This window comes from Enterobacteriaceae endosymbiont of Donacia dentata, assembly GCF_012570745.1.
GTDB lineage: Bacteria > Pseudomonadota > Gammaproteobacteria > Enterobacterales > Enterobacteriaceae.
On sequence record NZ_CP046212.1, the window covers coordinates 180,415 to 200,234 of the forward strand.

The following is a 19,820-nucleotide window of genomic DNA, read 5'->3' on the forward strand; positions in this document are numbered from 1 at the left end:
TTAAAACTTTAATAAATAATAATTTTTTATTTACTAAATAAATTACATCATACCACCCATACCACCACCCATACCACCTGGAGGTGTATTAGATATTTCTGATTTTTCATCTTTTGGTAAATCTGTAACCATACATTCTGTAGTAATCATAAGTCCTGCTACAGATGCAGAATACTGTAACGCTGATCTAGTAACTTTAGTCGGATCTAAAATTCCAAATTTAATCATATCTCCATATTCTTCATTTGCAGCATTATATCCATAATTACCATGACCATCTTTAACATTATTTGCTACTACTGATGGTTCTTCTCCTGCATTAGAAACTATTTGACGTAAAGGAGCTTCCATAGCTCTTAATGCTACTTTTATTCCCATATTTTGATCTTCATTTTGACCAGTTAAATTCATTAATTTTGCTGCTACACGTACTAAAGCAACTCCACCTCCAGCTACTACACCTTCTTCTACAGCAGCTCTTGTAGCATGTAATGCATCTTCTACTCTAGCTTTTTTTTCTTTCATTTCTACTTCAGTAGCTGCACCAACTTTTAATACTGCAACTCCTCCTGCTAATTTAGCTACTCTTTCTTGAAGTTTTTCACGATCATAATCAGAAGTTGCTTCGTCTATTTGTTGTCTTATTTGATTTACTCTTCCTGATATATTTGCTTGTTTTCCCATACCATCTATAATTGTTGTTGTATCTTTATTAATAACAATACGTTTTGCTTGTCCAAGATCATCTAATGTTACTTTTTCTAATTCTAAACCAATTTCTTCTGAAATAACATTACCACCTGTAAGTATAGCAATATCTTGTAACATAGCTTTACGACGATCTCCAAACCCAGGTGCTTTAACTGCAGCAACTTTTACTACTCCACGCATAGTATTAACAACTAAAGTTGCTAATGCTTCACCATCAACATCTTCAGCTATAATTAATAAAGATTTACTAGATTTTGCAACTATTTCTAGAATAGGTAAAATTTCTCTAATATTTGAAAGTTTTTTGTCTACTAAAAGTATATATGGATTATCAAGTTCTACAGTACCTGAATCTGATTTATTAATAAAATAAGGTGATAAATATCCTCTATCAAATTGCATACCTTCTACAACATCTAATTCATCTTGTAACCCAGTTCCTTCTTCTACTGTAATAACTCCTTCTTTTCCAACTCTTTTCATAGCTTGAGCAATTAAATCACCTACAGTTTCATCTGCATTTGCAGAAATAGTTCCTACTTGAGCTATAGATTTGGAATTAGAACAAGGTACTGAAATAATTTTTAATTCTTCAACAGCAGCTATAACAGCTTTATCTATCCCTCTTTTTAAATCCATAGGATTCATACCAGCAGCAACTGCTTTTAAGCCTTCACTAACAATAGATTGAGCTAATACACTTGCTGTAGTTGTACCATCACCTGCTACATCATTAGCTTTAGAAGCAACTTCCTTGACCATTTGTGCTCCCATATTTTCAAATTTATCTTCTAATTCTATTTCTCTAGCAACTGTTACTCCATCTTTAGTTATAGCTGGAGCACCAAATGATTTATCTAAAACTACATTTCTACCTTTAGGTCCAAGGGTAATTTTGACTGCATCTGCTAGTACGTTTACACCTCGTAACATTTTTACACGTGCGTCATTACCAAATTTTACGTCTTTAGCTGCCATTTTCAATATCCCTTAAATTAATTTTATATTAAAATTAAATATATTTTTTATATTTGTTTATTTCATGATAATTTTATTATTTAACAATAGCTAAAATATCACTTTCAGACATTATTAAAATTTCCTCATTATCAATTTTTTCTGTTTTTACACTATAACCATCATTAAATATAATAATATCACCTTTTCTTACATCTAATGGTTTTACTGTCCCATTATCTAAAATACGTCCTTTTCCTACTGCTAATACTTCTCCTCGAGTAGATTTACCTGCAGCAGAACCTGTTAAAACAATTCCACCAGCAGATTTAGATTCAACTTCTTTTCTTTTTACAATAACACGATCATGTAATGGACGAATATTCATTTAATGATTCTCCTTTTAAGAAGTTTATTCAATATTTTTTAAATTAATTATAATTTATTTCAATTAATGTGATCTGAAAGATAAGGACATATTTTATATGTTTCAAGGTCTTTTTAAAAAATTTTTATTTTTTTAATTATAATTTTTTTATAAATAAATATATATTTTAATTATTATTATGTTTTAATATAAAAAATATTGACGTTTCATTATAAATATTGGCATAATATAAATTAATTTTATATGTTTGTATTATTGCCCGGATAGCTCAGTTGGTAGAGCAGTGGACTGAAAATCCCCGTGTCGGTGGTTCAATTCCACCTTCGGGCATTTTTTTTGTAAAAAATTAAAAATTATGTTTTTATAATTTATTAATTTATAACAAGTTACAAACATGAAAGATTTTTCATGTTTGTATTAATTATCTATCTAAATAATCTTTAAAATAATTTTAAAAAATTTAATTTACTTTAATTAATATATTTTATATTTTTGTTAAAAAAATATAAAAAATTTTTTTATAACAAAATTTGTTTTTTACAATTAATAAATATGTAAATAATTTTTAAATTATTTTCAGATATAAAATTTTTATTAAAATAAAATTTGTAAATTTGATAATATTTAACAAATTTTATTTCTACATAACGGTCTAAAACTAAACATTTCTTTAAAAGTTTATAATTTTTTATATTAATACATTTTTTATTAATTGGTAAACTACCTAAACCTTTTACAGTAATTTTTTTATAAAAAGTATTTTTCTTTGTTTTAAAAATTAAATATTCAATTACTTTTTTAGCTCTTTTTTTAGATAAAGATATATTATAATTTTTTTTACCTAAATAATCAGAATGTCCTAAAATTAATAATTCAGTATTTGAAAATTTTTTATGATTTTTTTTATTAATAATTTTATCTAATGTTTTTTTTGTTTCTTTACGAAGATTAAAATCATCAAAATTAAAAAATACTTTAGATACTAAATTTTTATCATCATAATTATAATTTTTTTTATTTTTTATATTATCTATAAAATTTTTTATTGATGGTAAATTATATTTATGTGTATTAACAAATTTATAAAATATACTTATACTAAAAATAGAATTATTTGTTTTTTGACCTAAATTATTAATATTTTTATTTCCAATATCTTTTATCCATTGATATTCTAATCTAGATGACCAATTTTTATTTATTTTATATTCTCCACCTAAAGCAAATAATGGAGAAGCACTATAATATGTTTGATTAATGTTTGTATTATTATTATTATTTTGTTTATTAATTGTTTTAGCAAAGAAACCACCAAAACGACTATATAAGGACAATTTTTTAAAAATAGGAATTTTAATTTTAGTGCTTAATTGTAATCCTTTAGATTCAAAAAAATTATGAATATTTTGATTTTGAATATTTTTTCTAATTATTCCTAACCAATCAAATCCCATTTCAAAACTTAAAAAATTATTTTCCTGATATCCAAAAAAAAATCCAGGACTAATATTATTAAAATGAGTATAAGTTTGATTATCTATATCTTTACCTAATAATTTAATATTACTATATTGTGACCATCCTATTTTAGGACCAAAATACCAATAATTGTTATTAGACTCAGCATTTGCAATATTACAAATATTAGCTATAATCATGATTACAAAAAAAATAGTTATTTTTTTCATTTTTATTTAAACCTTTTATTATTAAAAATAATAATATTAAATTTTTATATTTTTTATAAATCTTAAATAAGATTTATATAATTTTCAAAATTAAAATATAATTATAATTAAAAAAAATATATTATTAATATAACATTTTTAAAAAATAATTTTTTATAATTATTTAAATTTTTTTTTAATAAAAAAAATACTTTTTTTATCTTTATTTAATCTAATTAAAGAATTTTCTAAGATATTATTTTTTAAAATAACTTGTATCCAAATTAAATTTTCTTTTATTTTTAATGATTTTAAAATTCTACTACCTTTTATAATTTCCCATTTATTTGTAATATTATTTTTTAATTCCAATAAATCTGTATATAAAGGTATAAATTTTGTTTCTCCTTCTAATAAAAATAAGATTTTATTTTTTTTATTTCGAAGTTTAAAACTATTAATTATTTCTTGTCCTAAATAACAACCTTTACTAAAACTAATAGCATTAAATTTTTCCATATTAATTTGTTGTGGTAAAAATAAATTACAATTATTAATATTATCAATAATAGGATATCCTATTTCCATATTAAATTTAATCCAATAATTAAAATTAGATAAATTAATTTTATTGTTAATAAAAAATTTTTTTAATAAAAAATTAGAATTTTTTTTTGATAAAATTATAAAATATTGATTATATTTATTACAAAATTTTAAAATAACATATTCTTTTATAAAAAATAATGTTTTTTTTTTTAAAAAAAAATCATTATTTTCAAATATGTTTGACATAATATTTTCTAAGTTTTTTCCTGATAATCCAAAAAAATTTTTTTTAAAATTTAAAATAATCTTAATATTATATATTAATAAATATTTTTTAATATCTTCTAAATATTTTTTAATTATATTTTTTTTTATAATACATTGATAAATATTGTCAAAATTTTTAAATATATAAATATTTATTAATACTCTTCCTTTAGAATTACAATGAAGAGCATGAAAAAATTTTTTATTATTATCTAATTTATTTATATCAATAGTTAATTGATTTTGTAAAAAAATTTTACTATTAGAACCTATAATAGTTATTAACTGTAAATCATTTAAATTAATTAATTTAAGTAATTTACAAGAATTATTTTTTTTATTTAAATTAAAAAATTTATTTAAATTTAACATTTTTTTTATAAAAAATTTTATTTTATATATATATATAATAATTATTATGAAAATAATTGTTTATGTCTTTCTTGTAAAGAAAATATTTTATCTTTTAAATTATTTTTTATTATATTTATTGAGTTTATCGTAGCAATAGCTCCGTTGATAGTAGTATTATAATAAATATTATTTTGTAAAGCTAAAATACGAATTAATTTAGAATTTTTAATAGATTGTTTTGTTTCTGCAGTATTGATAATATAAGTATACTTTTTATTTTTTATAAAATTAACTATATTTGGAGCTTTTTCTTTTGGTTTTCTAACAGTTTTAACTAATAATTGAAATTTTTTTAAAAATTTTGCTGTTCCACATGTAGCTTCAATTTTAAAACCATATTGTATTAATTTTTTAACTAATGGAATAATAAATTTTTTGTCTTTATTTTTAATTGATATTAAAACAATACCATTTTTATTAATAGAAATTTTAGTTCCTAAAATTGCTTTATAAAATGCTTCAGAAAAAGAATTACCAATACCCATAACTTCTCCTGTAGATCTCATTTCAGGTCCTAAAATAGGATCCATATTATTAAATTTATTAAAAGGTAATACAACTTCTTTTACGGAAAAATATGGTGGAATAATCTCTTTTGTAAGACTTAAATTAGATAAAGATTTACCAACCATTATTAATGCTCCTATTTTTGCTAATGGAATATTTATTGCTTTAGAAATAAAAGGAATAGTTCTAGATGCTCTAGGATTAACTTCTATTAAATAAATTGTTTTTTTTTTTACAGCAAACTGAATATTTAGTAAACCACATACATTAATTTTTATAGCTATTTTTTTAGTTTGATTACGAATTTCATTTAAAATTTCTTTACTTAAAGTACGTGTTGGTAAAGAACAGGCAGAATCTCCAGAATGTATTCCTGCTTGTTCAATATGTTCCATAATACCTCCTATAAAAACATGTTTTTTATCACAAATAGCATCTACATCTACTTCTATTGCATTATCTAAAAATTTTTCTAATAAAATTATATGATTTTTTTTATTTTTTAAGAAAAAATAATTTTTTAATTCTTCTTTATCATATATTATTTCCATAAATTTTCCTCCTAAAACATAAGAAGGCCTAACTATAATAGGATAACCAATAATTTTTGCTTTTTCTAAAGCATTATTTAAATTTTTAACTACATAATTTATAGATTGTTTTAATTTTAAAGAATTAATAATATTTTGAAATTTTTCTCTATTTTCAGCAATATCAATATTAGATGGACTTGTACCTATAATAGGTACTCCTTCATTTTCTAATGATTGAGCTAAATTTAATGGAGTTTGTCCTCCATATTGTACTATAACTCCTTTAGGTTTTTCTATTCTTACAATTTCTAAAACATTTTCTAATGTAATAGGTTCAAAATATAAACGATCAGAAATATCATAATCAGTAGACACAGTTTCTGGATTACAATTAATAATAATTGTTTCAAAATTATTTTTTCTTAATATCATTGATGCATGAACACAGCAATAATCAAATTCAATTCCTTGCCCTATTCTATTAGGTCCACTTCCTAAAATAATAATTTTATTTTTATTATTACTAGGATTGGCTTCACATTCTGTTTCATATGTTGAATATATATATGCAGTATTAGTTTTAAATTCAGCAGAACATGTGTCTACTCTTTTATATACTGGATGAATATTATATTTATATCTTAAAATTCTTATTGTTTTTTCAGATACATTAACAAGATTAGATAATCTTCCATCAGAAAATCCTTTTTTTTTTAATTGATATAAATATTTTTTATTATATAAACAATTTATACCTAAAGATTGTATTTTATTTTCAATATCAACTAAATTTTTTATTTGATATAAAAACCACATATCTATGTGTGAATAATGATATATTTTTTCAATAGATATTTTTATTCTAAAAGCATCTGCAATAAATCTTATTCTATCTGGTCCTGGATTTTTAAGTTCTTGTATAATTAATTTTATATTTTTTTTATTTTTTAATAAATGTATTTTAGGTGTAAAACCATTAATACCTGTTTCTAAACTACATAATGCTTTTTGTATTGATTCTTGAAAAGACCTACCTATAGACATAATTTCTCCTATTGATTTCATTTGAGTTGTTAATTTATTGTCTACACAATGAAATTTTTCAAAATTAAATCTAGGTATTTTAGTAACTATATAATCAATAGATGGTTCAAAAGCTGCAGTAATATTATTACTTGTTATATCATTTACTAATTCATCTAGTGTATATCCAATAGATAATTTTGCAGATATTTTAGCAATAGGAAATCCTGTTGCTTTAGAAGCTAATGCAGAAGAACGTGAAACACGAGGATTCATTTCAATAACTATTAATTTTCCTGTAGTTGGATTTACAGCAAATTGAACATTTGCTCCTCCAGATTGAATACCTATATTTTCCAATATAGATATAGATGCATTTCGCATTATTTGATATTCTTTATCAGATAAAGTTTGCGCAGGTGCAACAGTAATTGAATCTCCAGTATGAATTCCCATTGGATCTACATTTTCAATAGAGCAAATAATAATACAATTACTATTTTTATCTCTTACAAGTTCCATTTCATATTCTTTCCATCCAATTAAAGATTCATCAATAATTAATTCATGATTAAAAGATAAATTTAATCCATTTTGACAAATTTTTTTAAATTCTTTAAAATTATATGCAATTCCGCCACCACTTCCTCCCATAGTAAATGATGGACGAATAATACATGGAAAACTAATTTTTTTAATACAATTTATAGCTTCATTCATATTATGAATAGTATAAGATAAAGGAATATTTAAACCTAAATTTTTTATAATATTTAAAAAAATAGAACGATTTTCTGCTTTATTTATACTATCTATTGTAATTCCAATTATTTCAACATTATTTTTTTCTAAAATATTATTTTTATTTAAACTTAAAACACAATTTAAAGCAGTTTGTCCTCCCATAGTAGGTAAAATAGCATCAGGTTTTTCTTTTTCTATAATTTTAGCAATTATTTTCCAATCCATAGGTTCTATATAAGTAGTATCAGCAACATCAGGATCTGTCATAATAGTAGCAGGATTGGAATTTACTAAAATTACATTATATCCTTCTTCTTTAAGAGCTTTACATGCTTGAGTACCAGAATAATCGAATTCACAAGCTTGTCCTATAATAATAGGACCTGATCCTAAAATCATAATATTTTTTATATCAGTACGTTTTGGCATTTTTATAATCTCTTATGTTTTATCATACGATATTTTTTAATTAATTTTATAAAATAATCAAATAAAATAGATGCGTCATGTGGCCCCGGACTTGCTTCAGGATGTCCTTGAAAACTAAAAGCAGATTTTTTAAGACAATGAATTCCTTGTATAGTATTATCAAATAATGATATATGTGTAATTTTTAAATTTTTAGAAATACTTTTTTTATCAATAGTAAATTGATGGTTTTGAGTAGTAATAAATACTTTATTATTTTTTAAATCTTTTACAGGATGATTACTTCCATGATGTCCTACATTCATTTTTTTAATTTTAGCTCCATTAGCAAGAGCTAATATTTGATGCCCAAAACAAATACCAAAAATTGGAATATTTGTTTTTAATATTTTTTTTATATTATCGATAATATAAGAACAAGGTGTAGGATCTCCTGGACCATTAGATAAAAAAATACCATCTGGGTCTAAAGAAATTATTTTTTTATAACTAGTAAAAGCAGAAATAACAGTAACTTTACATTTTTTATCTATAAATATTCTTAAAATATTTTTTTTAATACCAAAATCAAATGCCAAAATATGAATAGAATTTTTATTTAATTTTACTAATTTATGATTTCTACTTCCTTGTATCCAAGAATAATTTGCTTTAGTTGTAATTTTTTTTATTAAATCTAAACCTTTTAATCCATTAAAGTTATTAATTTTTTTTATAATATCTTTAAAATTAATTTTTTTTTTAGTAGATATAAGTGCTATTTTTTTTATTTTTTTATTACGTATTAATCTTGTTAAATAACGTGTATCTATTCCTTCAATAGCAACAACATTATTTTTTTTTAAAAATGGTTCTAATTCTCCTGTACTACGATAATTACTTGCTATTTTTGATAAATGATTGATAATAAGTCCTTTTAAATAAATTTTTGATGATTCATTATCTTCTAAATTAATACCTGTATTACCAATATGTGGATATGTTAAAATAACAATTTGTTCATAATATGAAGGATCAGTTATTATTTCTTGATATCCAGTCATTGAAGTATTAAATATTATTTCTCCTATAACTATGCCATTAATACCTATAGATTTACCAAAAAGTTTAGTTCCATCTTCCATAACTAATATTGCTTTATTATTCAAATTATTCTCCATAATTTATAATTATTTATAATAAATATAAATTTTAAATAAAAATTTATTATATTATTTTTACAAAAAAAATTTTATTTATTACAAATTATAAAATTTAAAAATAATATTTATGATTTAATAAAATAATTTGTAAATGAAATGTATAAAAAAATACAAATATAATTAGTTAATTATTTAAAAAAAATTTATAAAAATATAAAAATATAAAAATATTTTTTACTTAAGTAAAAAATAATATAAAATTATATAATTTTTTATTATAAAAAATTTTATTAAAATAAATAATATTTTTTGAAATTACTCTCTTTTAAAAAGAGAGTATATTTTTATTTAATTAAAGTTTTCATATGAGTCATATAACTTCTTAAAACATAACCTATTTTTTCAATAGGATGATTCCTAATATCATAATTTATATCACGTAAATAAACATTATTTATAGATTTATTATTATTATCTTTAATAATACCTAAATCTTCCCTAGTAATATTTTCCATAAATTTTTGTAATAAAAAAATTGCTTTATTTGTAAATAAATAATTACCATATTCAGCTGTGTCTGATATAACTTTATTCATTTCATATAATTTTTTTCTTGCAATAGTATTAGCAATCAAAGGTAATTCATGTAATGATTCATAATAAGCTGAAGCTGGAGATATTCCTGATTCTATCATTAATTCATATGATAATTCAATACTACTTTTAATAATAGAAGTCATAAAAATACCTTTATTAAAATAATCTTTTTCTTTTACACAATTACTTTTTTTTATTTTAACTTTTTCAAAATTATTATTTTGATATATTTCTCTCCATTTAATTAAATTTTTATTATTATTATTCCAATCTTTTATTAGATCTTGTGAAAATTTACCTGAAATTATATTATCAACATGTAATTTAAATAAAGGTTTTAATATTTTTTTTAAAACTAAGGATAATTCATAAGAACGTATTTTACTAAAATTATCTAATCTATCCATCATTAAACTAATTCCACCTTGTTTTAAGGCTTCTGTAATATGTTCCCATCCAAATTGGATAAATTGTGAAGCATATGATGAATCAATATTAAATTTTAATAATTTATCAAATAATAAAATAGATGCTGTTTGTAACATTCCACATAAGACTGTTTGTTCACCTATTAAATCAGATTTTACTTCAGCAATAAAAGATGATTCTAATACACCAGCTTTATGACTACCAATAGATACTGCCCAAGCTTTAGCTATTTTAAAACTAGAATTAAAATTATCAGCATTTTGATGAACAGCAATTAAAGATGGAACACCAAAACCTCTTTTAAACTCTTCCCTTACTTCTGTTCCAGGACATTTTGGTGCTACCATAATTACTGAAACATTTTGAGAAATAATTTCACCTTCTTCTACAATATTAAAACCATGAGAATATCCTATTGTGGCTTTTTCTTTTATTAAATGTTTAATTTCTTTTAAAACATTATGATGATTTTTATCAGGAGTTAAATTAATTATTAAATCTGCTGTAGGTATTAATTCTTTATATGTACCAATTATAAAATTATTTACATAAGCTCTTTGCCAAGATTTATTTTTATTTTTTATAGATTCAATTTTTAATGCATAAGAGATATTTAATCCAGAATCTCTCATATTTAATCCTTGATTTAATCCTTGAGATCCACATCCTATAATAACAATTTTTTTATTTTTTAAATTATTAATACTATTAATAAATTCATTTGGCTGCATTAATCTACATTTTTGTAAATTTTTTAATTTTCTACGAAAATTTAAAGTATTAAAATAATTTTTCATTAAAATAATCCTATTTAATATATAAATTAATATTTAATTAGTTTAATAAATATTTTTTAAAAAAGTATTTATTAAATATGAATAAATATTATTTTAACATTTGTTTAAAAAAATTTATATATAACCTATATTAAAGATATTATATTTTTATTTATTTTATAAAAATAAAATAATTATTTAATTTTAAAATATTTAAATTTTTATTTATAAATACTTAATTTATTTTTATCTCTAGCGGCACCTTTATCAGCACTAGTTACTAAATAAGCATATGCTTTTAATGCAAAAGAAATTTTTCTTTTTCTTTTTAACATAGGAGTATAAGCTAAATTTTTTCTTTGTTCTTCTTTCTTTCTTCTATTTTTTAATACATTACTTGATACATCTAATGTTATAGATCTATCTGGGATATTAATTTTAATAATATCTCCATTTTGTATTAATGCAATTAAACCTTTATCTGCAGCTTCTGGAGAAATATGTCCTATAGATAAACCAGAAGTACCTCCTGAAAATCTTCCGTCCGTAATTAAAGCACAATTTTTATCTAATTTCATCGATTTTAAATAAGAAGTAGGATATAACATTTCTTGCATTCCTGGTCCTCCTTTTGGTCCTTCATATCTTATGACGACTATATCACCTGAAAAAATTTTTTTATTTAAAATTGCATATATTGCTGATTCTTGACTTTCATATACTTTTGCTTTTCCTGTAAAAATCATTAATTTTTTATATACACTAGCAGTTTTAACAACACACCCATCTTTAGCAAGATTACCATATAAAACAGCTAATCCTCCATCTTTACTAAAAGCATATTTATATGAACGTATACATCCTTTTTTTCTATCATTATCTAAATCATTCCATATTTTATTTTGTGAAAAAGGTTTTGTAGTTTTACTATTACCAGGAGCGGAACAAAAAAATTTTTTTATTTTTAAACTTTTATTAATTATAATATCATATTTTTTTATTGTATCTTCTATACTTAATCCTAAAATATTTTTAACATTTTTATGTATTAAGTTTATTCTATTTAATTCTCCTAAAATTCCCATAACTCCACCAGCTCTATGAAAATCTTCCATATAAAATTTATTTGTACTAGGAGAAACTTTACACAACCATGGTATTCTTTTTGATAATTTATCTATCGTTTTAAGATTAAAAATTATATTAGTTTCTTGAGCTAATGCCAACATATGTAAAATTGTATTTGTAGAACCACCCATAGCAATGTCTAACATAATTGCATTTTCAAATGATTTTTGACTTGCAATATTTCTTGGTAAAAAATCTATATTATTCTTTTCATAATATTTTTTTGTAATTTCCACTATTTTATGTGCTGATTTGATACATAATTTTTTACGATTTTTATGTGTAGCTAATAAAGAACCATTTCCTGGTAATGATAAACCTAAAACTTCTACTATACAATTCATTGAATTAGCTGTAAACATTCCAGAACAAGAACCACATGTTGGACATGCATTAAGTTCTATATTTTTAATATGATTATCTGATCTATTTAAATCAGCCGATTGAATCATTGCATCAACTAAATTAATTTTAGTAATTTTTTTTTTATTTTCAATATTTATAATTTTACCAGCTTCCATCGGTCCTCCTGATATAAATACACTAGGTATATTTAAACGTAAGCTAGCCATTAACATTCCTGGAGTAATTTTATCACAATTAGATATACAAATTATTGAATCTACACAATGAGCATTTATAACATATTCTATTGAATCAGCAATAAGTTCTCTAGAAGGTAGAGAATATAACATACCATCATGTCCCATAGCTATACCATCATCAATTGCTATTGTATTAAATTCTTTTGGTATCGCTCCTTTTTTTTTTATTTCTTTAGAAATTATTTTACTTAATTCTTTTAAATGTATATGTCCAGGAACAAATTCTGAAAAAGAATTAACTATAGCAATAATAGGTTTATTAAAATCTTTATTATTCATGCCTGTTGCTCTCCAAAGAGAACGAGCTCCAGCCATATTACGACCTTTTGTTGTTGTAAACGAACGATAAATAGGCATATTTCACTTCTTTTTTTTAATAATAAATAACTATAAATTAATATGATCTAACCAATTCCATTTATCTTGTATTTTTCCTGTGAATAAATATAGAAATTCTTTTTGTATTTTTTTTGTAATTTTTCCTCTTTTACCATTGTTTATTAATATACCATCTATACTACAAACAGGAATAATTTCAGCTGCTGTTCCAGTTAAAAATATTTCGTCAGCTAAGTATAAAAATTCTCTTAATATAAGAGATTCTTTTATTTTCAAATTAATATTTTTAGCTATTTTTAGAACAGAGTCTCTTGTAATTCCTGGTAGAATAGATGAAGTTAGTGGAGGAGTAAATAAAATTTTATTTTTAATAATAAATATATTTTCTCCAGCTCCTTCAGAAACAAATCCTAAACTATCTAATGCTATTCCTTCATCATATCCATTTCTTCTAGCTTCACTACTTATTAATAAAGAAGATAAATAATTACCACCTGCTTTTGCTAAACTAGGTATAGTATTAGGTTTTATTTTATTCCAGGTAGATATCATTGTTCTAATTCCATTATTTTTTGCATTATTACCAAGATAATTTTCCCATAAAAATGCGCTAATCATTATATCTGCATAATAATTTTTAGGAGGATTAATGCCTAAACCCACATCTCCTATAAATATTAAAATTCTAATATAGGCTTCTTTTAATTTATTAATATTAATTATTGTATGAACAGCATTAATTATTTCTTTTATAGTAAATTTTAATGGAAAACGATAAATTTTAGCAGAATTATATAAACGATTAATGTGATCTTCATGACGAAAAATAACAGAACCTTTATATGATTTATAACATCTAATACCTTCAAAAACAGATGTACCATAATGTAATGCATGTGTCATAACACTAATTTTAGCATCTTCCCATTTTATAATATCTCCATTTAACCAAATAAAATTTGTTTTTTTTATTGACATCATTACATTTCCTTATTTTAAATAATTATAATATTATTATAATTATTTATGATATTATAGTTATATCTAGTACATCTATTAGTTTAGCAATTTGCTTTACTAAAATTTCTATAGATTTAAAACTTTTTATTATTAATTTAAAAATAATATTTTGTAATTTATTCAAAACATTAATATTTACAGTTTTAATTAAAAAACCTCTATGACGAATAATTCTCATTATTCTTTCACTTATTTCAGGACTAATATTAGTTTTAATATATAATTTATATTTATTCATTTAAATTTTCTCCATCATATTATCATTGCTATAACCAGGAGGAACTAATGGCCATACATTATCTTTTTCATTAATTGAAACATGTAATATATAAGGTTTTTTTATAGAAAAAATTTTTTTTAAACTTTTTTTGATTTCATAATTATAACAAATACTATGTCCTGATATACCAAAAGATTCAGCTAATTTTATAAAATTAGGATTATCAAATAATATAGTTTCACTATATCTCTTATTAAAAAAAATTTGCTGCCATTGTTTAACCATACCTAATCTCTTATTATCTAATAAGATAATTTTAATAGGTAAATTTTTTCTTTTAATTGTACTTAATTCTTGAATATTCATCATAAAAGAACCATCTCCAGAAATACATATAACAGTATAATTAGGTTTAGCAATTTGAGCACCGATAGCAGCTGGTAATCCAAAACCCATTGTTCCTAAACCACTTGAAGTAATAAAATTTCTAGGATTTGAAAAATTTATATGTTGTGCAACCCACATTTGATGTTGTCCTACATCAGTAGTAATGATAGTTTTTGTATTTTTAAAATCTGATAATTTTTTTAATAAAAAAGGAGCATAAATTTTATTGTGATTAATAAATTTATTATATAAATAAGAATATTTTTTTTTTATCTTTTTTATATAAAATTTCCATTTTAAAATATCATTTGGTATTTCTAATAATGGAATTAAATAATTTAAATCACCTAATAATTCTACATCTGTTTGACAAATTTTATTAATTTCTGCTGGATCTATATCCATATGTATAATATTTGCCAAAGGAGCAAATTTTTTTATATTTCCTGTAACTCTATCATCAAATCTCGCTCCAATAGCTACTAATAAATCACATTTTTGAACAGTATAATTAGCTGCTTTATTTCCATGCATACCTAACATTCCTAAATAATAGGGATTATTATTACTTATAGTTCCTAATCCTTTTAAAGTAACTACTGTAGGTATTTCAGATTTTTGTACAAATTTTCTTAATGTATTAACAGCATTACCGATATTTACACCTCCTCCTATATATAATACAGGCATAATAGATTTTTTTAAAAAATAATTAGCTTTTGAAATTTTTTTTACTGAAATTTTTTTTTGTTTAATAAAAAAAAGTTTTTTATTTTCAAATTTTATTTGTTTAGGTACATTATAGAATAACTGGATATCTTTAGGTATATCTATTAATACAGGTCCAGGTCTTCCTGATAATGCTATAAAAAAAGCTTTTTCTATTGTAGATGATATTTCTGTAGGTGAAGTTATTAAAAAACTGTGTTTTGTACATGATAAAGACATTCCTATAATATCTATTTCTTGAAAAGCATCTGTACCAATTAATGGTAAAGATACTTGTCCTGTAATTGCAACAATAGGAATAGAATCTACCATGGCATCTGTAATTCCTGTTATCAAATTGGTTGCTCCAGGACCTGATGTAGCTATACAAACTCCTATTTTTCCTGTAGCACGAGCGTATCCTATTGCTGCCATTGCTGCTGCTTGTTCGTGTCTACATAATATATGTTCTATTTTATTATTATATAATGCATCATAAAGAGGCATTATTGCACCACCAGGATATCCAAATACTATTTTTACATTTTGTTTTTTTAATGCTTGAATTATACATTGTGCCCCATTCATATTTTAAACCTCTTTAATTTAGTAATATAATATGCATAATTCAATTTTATTATGTTTTAATTTATGTAAATTTTTAAGATTAGAAGATATGATTTTGTATTTGATATGTTATTAAATTTTTCTAAAATAATATAAATATATTAAATAATATATATTATATATTTATATATAATTATTTATTATATTAACATAAATATATATTTTATAAAAAATTATATAATTAAAAAAATAATAATTACTCAGGGGTGGAGGGATTTGAACCCCCAACCATTGGTTTTGGAGACCAATATTCTACCTAATTAAACTACACCCCTTAAATTATTTATATTATTTAAATAAAAATATGTTTAAAATAATATATTTTAATAAAATTTTTCTAAAATAAATTTATTAAAATTAAAAATTTATATATAATATAAAGTAATAATTTTTAAAATCATAACATAAATTTTTTGTAAAAAATATGAAAAAATAATAAAAAAAATAATAAATTAAAATCTATGTTTTTATTTTATAAAAAATATAAATTATTATTAAAATTTTTAAAAATTATAAAAAATATAATTATTAATTTATTTTATAAAAATTATATTCTAATATAGAAATATAATTTTTTAATAAAATTTAAGGATTAAATATGACAGAATGGATTATAGGTAATATTAAAGATGTAAAATATTGGACAAAAAATTTATTTAGTATTATTTTAAATGCCGAAGTTAATAATTTTATTGCTGGTCAATTTGCAAAATTAGCTTTAAAAATCAACGGGGAAAAAATACAAAGAATATATTCATATATAAATTCTCCAAAAGATAAAAATCATGAATTTTATATTTCTAATATTAAAGGAGGTAAATTTACTCCATACTTATATAAATTAAAAATTAATGATAAAATTATGATATCTAAAAATGCTTCGGGTATTTTTACTTTAAATAATATTAAAGTTTGTGAAAATTTATGGATGTTATCAACAGGTACTGGTATTGGTCCTTATCTTTCAATATTACAAGATGGTATTTGTTTTAAAAAATTTAAAAAAATAATTTTAGTACATACTATTAGATATATAAATGATTTTAATTATTTATATATAATTAAGAAAATTAAAAAAAAATATAAAAATAAATTTGTATTACAAATTATTTTAACTAGAAATAATCATATAAATGATTCTATTTTATATGGTTATATTCCTAATTTAATTCGAAGTGGGGATTTAGAAAAAAAAATTGGTATAAAAATTCATAAAAATAATAGTCATGTAATGTTATGTGGTAATCCAAATATGATAAAAGAAACAAGAAAAATATTAGAAATAAATAAAAATTTATCTAGAAATTTTATTAATAAAAGTGGAAACATTACATCAGAACAATATTGGTAAATTATAAGGAAAAATATGAAAAAATTTTTGATTATTGCAAACTGGAAATTAAATGGAAATTTTAATTTTATAAAAAAAAATATAAATATAATAAAAGAAAAAATAGGTAATTCATTATATTTTTGTAAATTAGCAATAGCTCCACCATATGTATATATAAATTATATATTTAATTATTTAAAAAATACATCAGTAGACCTCGTAGCACAAAATGTAGATATTCATAAAATTGGTTCTTTTACTGGTGAAATATCTATAGATATGTTAAAAGATGTAGGTGTAAAATATGTAATAATTGGTCATTCAGAAAGAAGAATAAATCATTATGAAAATAATAATTTTATAGCTAAAAAATTTGTCTTAACAAAAAAAAATGGATTAATTCCGATTTTATGTCTTGGAGAAACAAAAGAAGAAAAAAATGAAAATAAAACAGAAAAAATTTGTATTGATCAAATTAATTCTATATTAAAAATATGTGATGTTAAAATATTTCATAATACTATTATAGCTTATGAACCTATTTGGGCTATTGGTTCTGGTAAAATTGCAGATGTATATGAAATACAAAAAACTATTAATTTTATTAAAAAATATCTTTCATCTATAAATCAAAAAATATCCGATAACATCATCTTTCAATATGGTGGTTCTATTGATAAGAATAATATTCATGATTTATTTCAAATAAACAATATTGATGGTTTATTAGTAGGAAAAGCTTCTTTAACAATAGAAAATTTTATATTTTTAGTTAAAAAAGCTGAAAAAGAAATAAATTTATTGAGGTCTTAACATAGGAAATAAAATTATATCTCTTATAGATTTAGAATTAGTAAATAACATAACTAATCTATCAATTCCTAATCCTAAACCTGCAGTAGGAGGTAAACCATATTCTAACGCTTCTATATAATCTTGATCATAAAAATTTTCATAAATATTATTTTTTTTAGTATTATTAATTTCTTTTAAATTATCTTGTTGTTTAAATCTTTTTTTTTGTTCTTCTGGATCATTTAATTCAGAAAAACCATTTGCTATTTCCATTCCACAAATAAAAAATTCAAATCTATCAGTAATTAAAGGATTTAAATCATTACTTCTTGATAAAGGAGATATTTCAACAGGATATTCTGTAATAAAAGTTGGTTCTATAATTTTATTAGCAATTTTTACATCAAAAATTTCGGAAATAATTTTACCTTTACTCCATTTTTTATTTATTTTAACATTTAATGAATTACTAATTTTTATTAAAATATTAATATCTTCTAAATTATCTAAAGAAAAATTTGGATAAAAAAAGATAATAGATTCTTTCATTGTTAATATATTAAATTTATTATTTAAATTAAAAACAATACCATTGTATTCTAATACAGAATTATTAAATATTGATTTATATATTTTTTTAAATAAATTTTCAAATAAAATCATTAAATCTTTATAATCAGAATATGCTACATACATTTCCATCATTGTAAATTCAGGATTATGTTGAGTAGAAATACCTTCATTACGAAAATTTCTATTAATTTCAAAAATTTTATTAAAACCTCCAATAACAAGACGTTTTAAATATAATTCAGGTGCTACACGTAAATACATATTTATGTTATATGTATTATGATGTGTTATAAAAGGTTTTGCTAAAGCTCCTCCAGGTATATTATGCATCATAGGAGTTTCGACTTCAATAAAATTCATTTCATTCATTAAATTACGAATATTTAATATAATTTTAGATCTTATTTTAAATACATTACGTGTTTTTTCATTTACAATTAAATCTAAATATCTTTTTCTGTATTTTATTTCTTTATTTTGTAACCCATGATATTTATCAGGTAATGGTCTAATTGCTTTTGTTAATAAATAAATTTTTGTACAAAAAATTGATAAAACATTAGTTTTAGTTTTAAAAATATTACCAATTATACCTATAATATCTCCAATATTATATTCTTTTAAAAATTTTTTATATTTTTCAACAGATATACTATTTTGAGATATATAAACTTGTATTTTTCCTGTATAATCTTGAATGTTAATAAAAGAAGCTTTACCCATAATTCTTAAATTTACTATACGTCCTGCAATACGAAATAATTTTTTATCTTTTAAAGAAAAATTTTTATTATTGAATTCTTGATATATATTATCACATGTAATATTAATTTTAAAATTATTAGGAAAAGCAATATTTTTTTTTCTTAATTTTGTTAATTTTTTATGTCGAAACTTTACTTCATTATTATTAATACTTTTATTTAAAAAATATTTATTTTCAGACATAATA

Annotated in this window: 14 protein-coding genes and 2 tRNA genes; 3 read left to right on the top strand and 13 right to left on the bottom strand. The window is 21.3% G+C overall.

All coding sequences use genetic code 11. From position 1 onward, the window contains the following. Positions 1-42: 42 nt before the first annotated feature. Both groL and GJT90_RS00875 read right to left on the bottom strand, forming a co-directional pair. Positions 43-1,689 (bottom strand): chaperonin GroEL, encoded by a 1,647-nt coding sequence (gene groL / locus GJT90_RS00870; RefSeq protein WP_168920018.1) that lies wholly within the window; start codon positions 1,687-1,689, stop codon positions 43-45. A 76-nt stretch (positions 1,690-1,765) separates the two neighbouring features. Continuing rightward, positions 1,766-2,056 carry a co-chaperone GroES gene (locus tag GJT90_RS00875; protein WP_168920019.1) on the bottom strand — a complete coding sequence of 97 codons (291 nt, stop codon included), beginning with the start codon at positions 2,054-2,056 and terminating at the stop codon, positions 1,766-1,768. 257 nt (positions 2,057-2,313) lie between these two features. Here GJT90_RS00875 and GJT90_RS00880 point away from each other — a divergent pair. Beyond that, positions 2,314-2,386 (top strand) — tRNA-Phe (locus tag GJT90_RS00880). A gap of 188 nt (positions 2,387-2,574) precedes the next feature. Here the strand turns inward: GJT90_RS00880 and GJT90_RS00885 are convergent. From GJT90_RS00885 to GJT90_RS00930, 10 genes are all read right to left on the bottom strand, one after another. Further along, positions 2,575-3,744, bottom strand: a complete 1,170-nt coding sequence (locus GJT90_RS00885; protein ID WP_168920020.1) for an OmpA family protein — start codon at positions 3,742-3,744, stop codon at positions 2,575-2,577. Positions 3,745-3,903: 159 nt separating this feature from the next. Continuing rightward, complete coding sequence (ygfZ, locus tag GJT90_RS00890) at positions 3,904-4,911, bottom strand: CAF17-like 4Fe-4S cluster assembly/insertion protein YgfZ (protein WP_168920021.1); 1,008 nt, start codon at positions 4,909-4,911, stop codon at positions 3,904-3,906. A gap of 44 nt (positions 4,912-4,955) precedes the next feature. Further along, a complete protein-coding gene (carB, locus tag GJT90_RS00895) occupies positions 4,956-8,189 on the bottom strand; it encodes a carbamoyl-phosphate synthase large subunit (RefSeq protein WP_168920022.1) in 3,234 nt (1,077 codons plus the stop codon). Between the two features lie 2 nt (positions 8,190-8,191). Further along, on the bottom strand, positions 8,192-9,349 hold the full coding sequence (gene carA, locus GJT90_RS00900) for a glutamine-hydrolyzing carbamoyl-phosphate synthase small subunit (protein ID WP_168920023.1): 1,158 nt from the start codon (positions 9,347-9,349) through the stop codon (positions 8,192-8,194). Positions 9,350-9,675: 326 nt separating this feature from the next. Continuing rightward, positions 9,676-11,154 carry a ketol-acid reductoisomerase gene (gene ilvC / locus GJT90_RS00905; RefSeq protein WP_168920024.1) on the bottom strand — a complete coding sequence of 493 codons (1,479 nt, stop codon included), beginning with the start codon at positions 11,152-11,154 and terminating at the stop codon, positions 9,676-9,678. 200 nt (positions 11,155-11,354) lie between these two features. Continuing rightward, entirely contained in the window at positions 11,355-13,223 is a 1,869-nt protein-coding gene (gene ilvD / locus GJT90_RS00910) for a dihydroxy-acid dehydratase (RefSeq protein WP_168920025.1), read from the bottom strand. Positions 13,224-13,253: 30 nt separating this feature from the next. After that, positions 13,254-14,183, bottom strand: a complete 930-nt coding sequence (locus GJT90_RS00915) for a branched-chain amino acid transaminase (RefSeq protein WP_168920026.1) — start codon at positions 14,181-14,183, stop codon at positions 13,254-13,256. Positions 14,184-14,229: 46 nt separating this feature from the next. Then, entirely contained in the window at positions 14,230-14,463 is a 234-nt protein-coding gene (gene ilvM / locus GJT90_RS00920; protein ID WP_168894681.1) for an acetolactate synthase 2 small subunit, read from the bottom strand. Further along, positions 14,464-16,128: an acetolactate synthase 2 catalytic subunit gene (ilvG, locus tag GJT90_RS00925; RefSeq protein WP_168920027.1), complete on the bottom strand. Its 1,665-nt coding sequence runs from the start codon at positions 16,126-16,128 to the stop codon at positions 14,464-14,466. A gap of 240 nt (positions 16,129-16,368) precedes the next feature. Then, positions 16,369-16,442, bottom strand: a tRNA-Trp gene (locus tag GJT90_RS00930). Between the two features lie 323 nt (positions 16,443-16,765). On the opposite strand from GJT90_RS00930, the gene GJT90_RS00935 reads away from it, so the two are divergent. Together GJT90_RS00935 and tpiA are read left to right on the top strand one after the other, a co-directional pair. Beyond that, a complete protein-coding gene (locus GJT90_RS00935) occupies positions 16,766-17,518 on the top strand; it encodes an FAD-binding oxidoreductase (protein ID WP_168920028.1) in 753 nt (250 codons plus the stop codon). 15 nt (positions 17,519-17,533) lie between these two features. Then, a complete protein-coding gene (gene tpiA / locus GJT90_RS00940; protein WP_168920029.1) occupies positions 17,534-18,313 on the top strand; it encodes a triose-phosphate isomerase in 780 nt (259 codons plus the stop codon). On the opposite strand, the gene lysS is transcribed toward tpiA, so the two are convergent. Next, a complete protein-coding gene (gene lysS / locus GJT90_RS00945) occupies positions 18,299-19,816 on the bottom strand; it encodes a lysine--tRNA ligase (RefSeq protein WP_168920030.1) in 1,518 nt (505 codons plus the stop codon). The two genes, tpiA and lysS, sit on opposite strands and share 15 nt — an antisense overlap. Between the last annotated feature and the right edge of the window lie 4 nt (positions 19,817-19,820).

What these genes read in the sequence shown, in the direction of transcription:
- ilvG (WP_168920027.1), bottom strand. Translation starts at nt 16,128, where the DNA reads ATGAATGGGGCACAATGTATAATTCAAGCATTAAAAAAACAAAATGTA.
- GJT90_RS00935 (WP_168920028.1), top strand. Translation starts at nt 16,766, where the DNA reads ATGACAGAATGGATTATAGGTAATATTAAAGATGTAAAATATTGGACA.
- GJT90_RS00885 (WP_168920020.1), bottom strand. Translation starts at nt 3,744, where the DNA reads ATGAAAAAAATAACTATTTTTTTTGTAATCATGATTATAGCTAATATT.
- ilvC (WP_168920024.1), bottom strand. Translation starts at nt 11,154, where the DNA reads ATGAAAAATTATTTTAATACTTTAAATTTTCGTAGAAAATTAAAAAAT.
- tpiA (WP_168920029.1), top strand. Translation starts at nt 17,534, where the DNA reads ATGAAAAAATTTTTGATTATTGCAAACTGGAAATTAAATGGAAATTTT.
- lysS (WP_168920030.1), bottom strand. Translation starts at nt 19,816, where the DNA reads ATGTCTGAAAATAAATATTTTTTAAATAAAAGTATTAATAATAATGAA.
- groL (WP_168920018.1), bottom strand. Translation starts at nt 1,689, where the DNA reads ATGGCAGCTAAAGACGTAAAATTTGGTAATGACGCACGTGTAAAAATG.
- ilvM (WP_168894681.1), bottom strand. Translation starts at nt 14,463, where the DNA reads ATGAATAAATATAAATTATATATTAAAACTAATATTAGTCCTGAAATA.
- carA (WP_168920023.1), bottom strand. Translation starts at nt 9,349, where the DNA reads ATGGAGAATAATTTGAATAATAAAGCAATATTAGTTATGGAAGATGGA.
- ygfZ (WP_168920021.1), bottom strand. Translation starts at nt 4,911, where the DNA reads ATGTTAAATTTAAATAAATTTTTTAATTTAAATAAAAAAAATAATTCT.
- ilvD (WP_168920025.1), bottom strand. Translation starts at nt 13,223, where the DNA reads ATGCCTATTTATCGTTCGTTTACAACAACAAAAGGTCGTAATATGGCT.
- GJT90_RS00915 (WP_168920026.1), bottom strand. Translation starts at nt 14,183, where the DNA reads ATGTCAATAAAAAAAACAAATTTTATTTGGTTAAATGGAGATATTATA.
- carB (WP_168920022.1), bottom strand. Translation starts at nt 8,189, where the DNA reads ATGCCAAAACGTACTGATATAAAAAATATTATGATTTTAGGATCAGGT.
- GJT90_RS00875 (WP_168920019.1), bottom strand. Translation starts at nt 2,056, where the DNA reads ATGAATATTCGTCCATTACATGATCGTGTTATTGTAAAAAGAAAAGAA.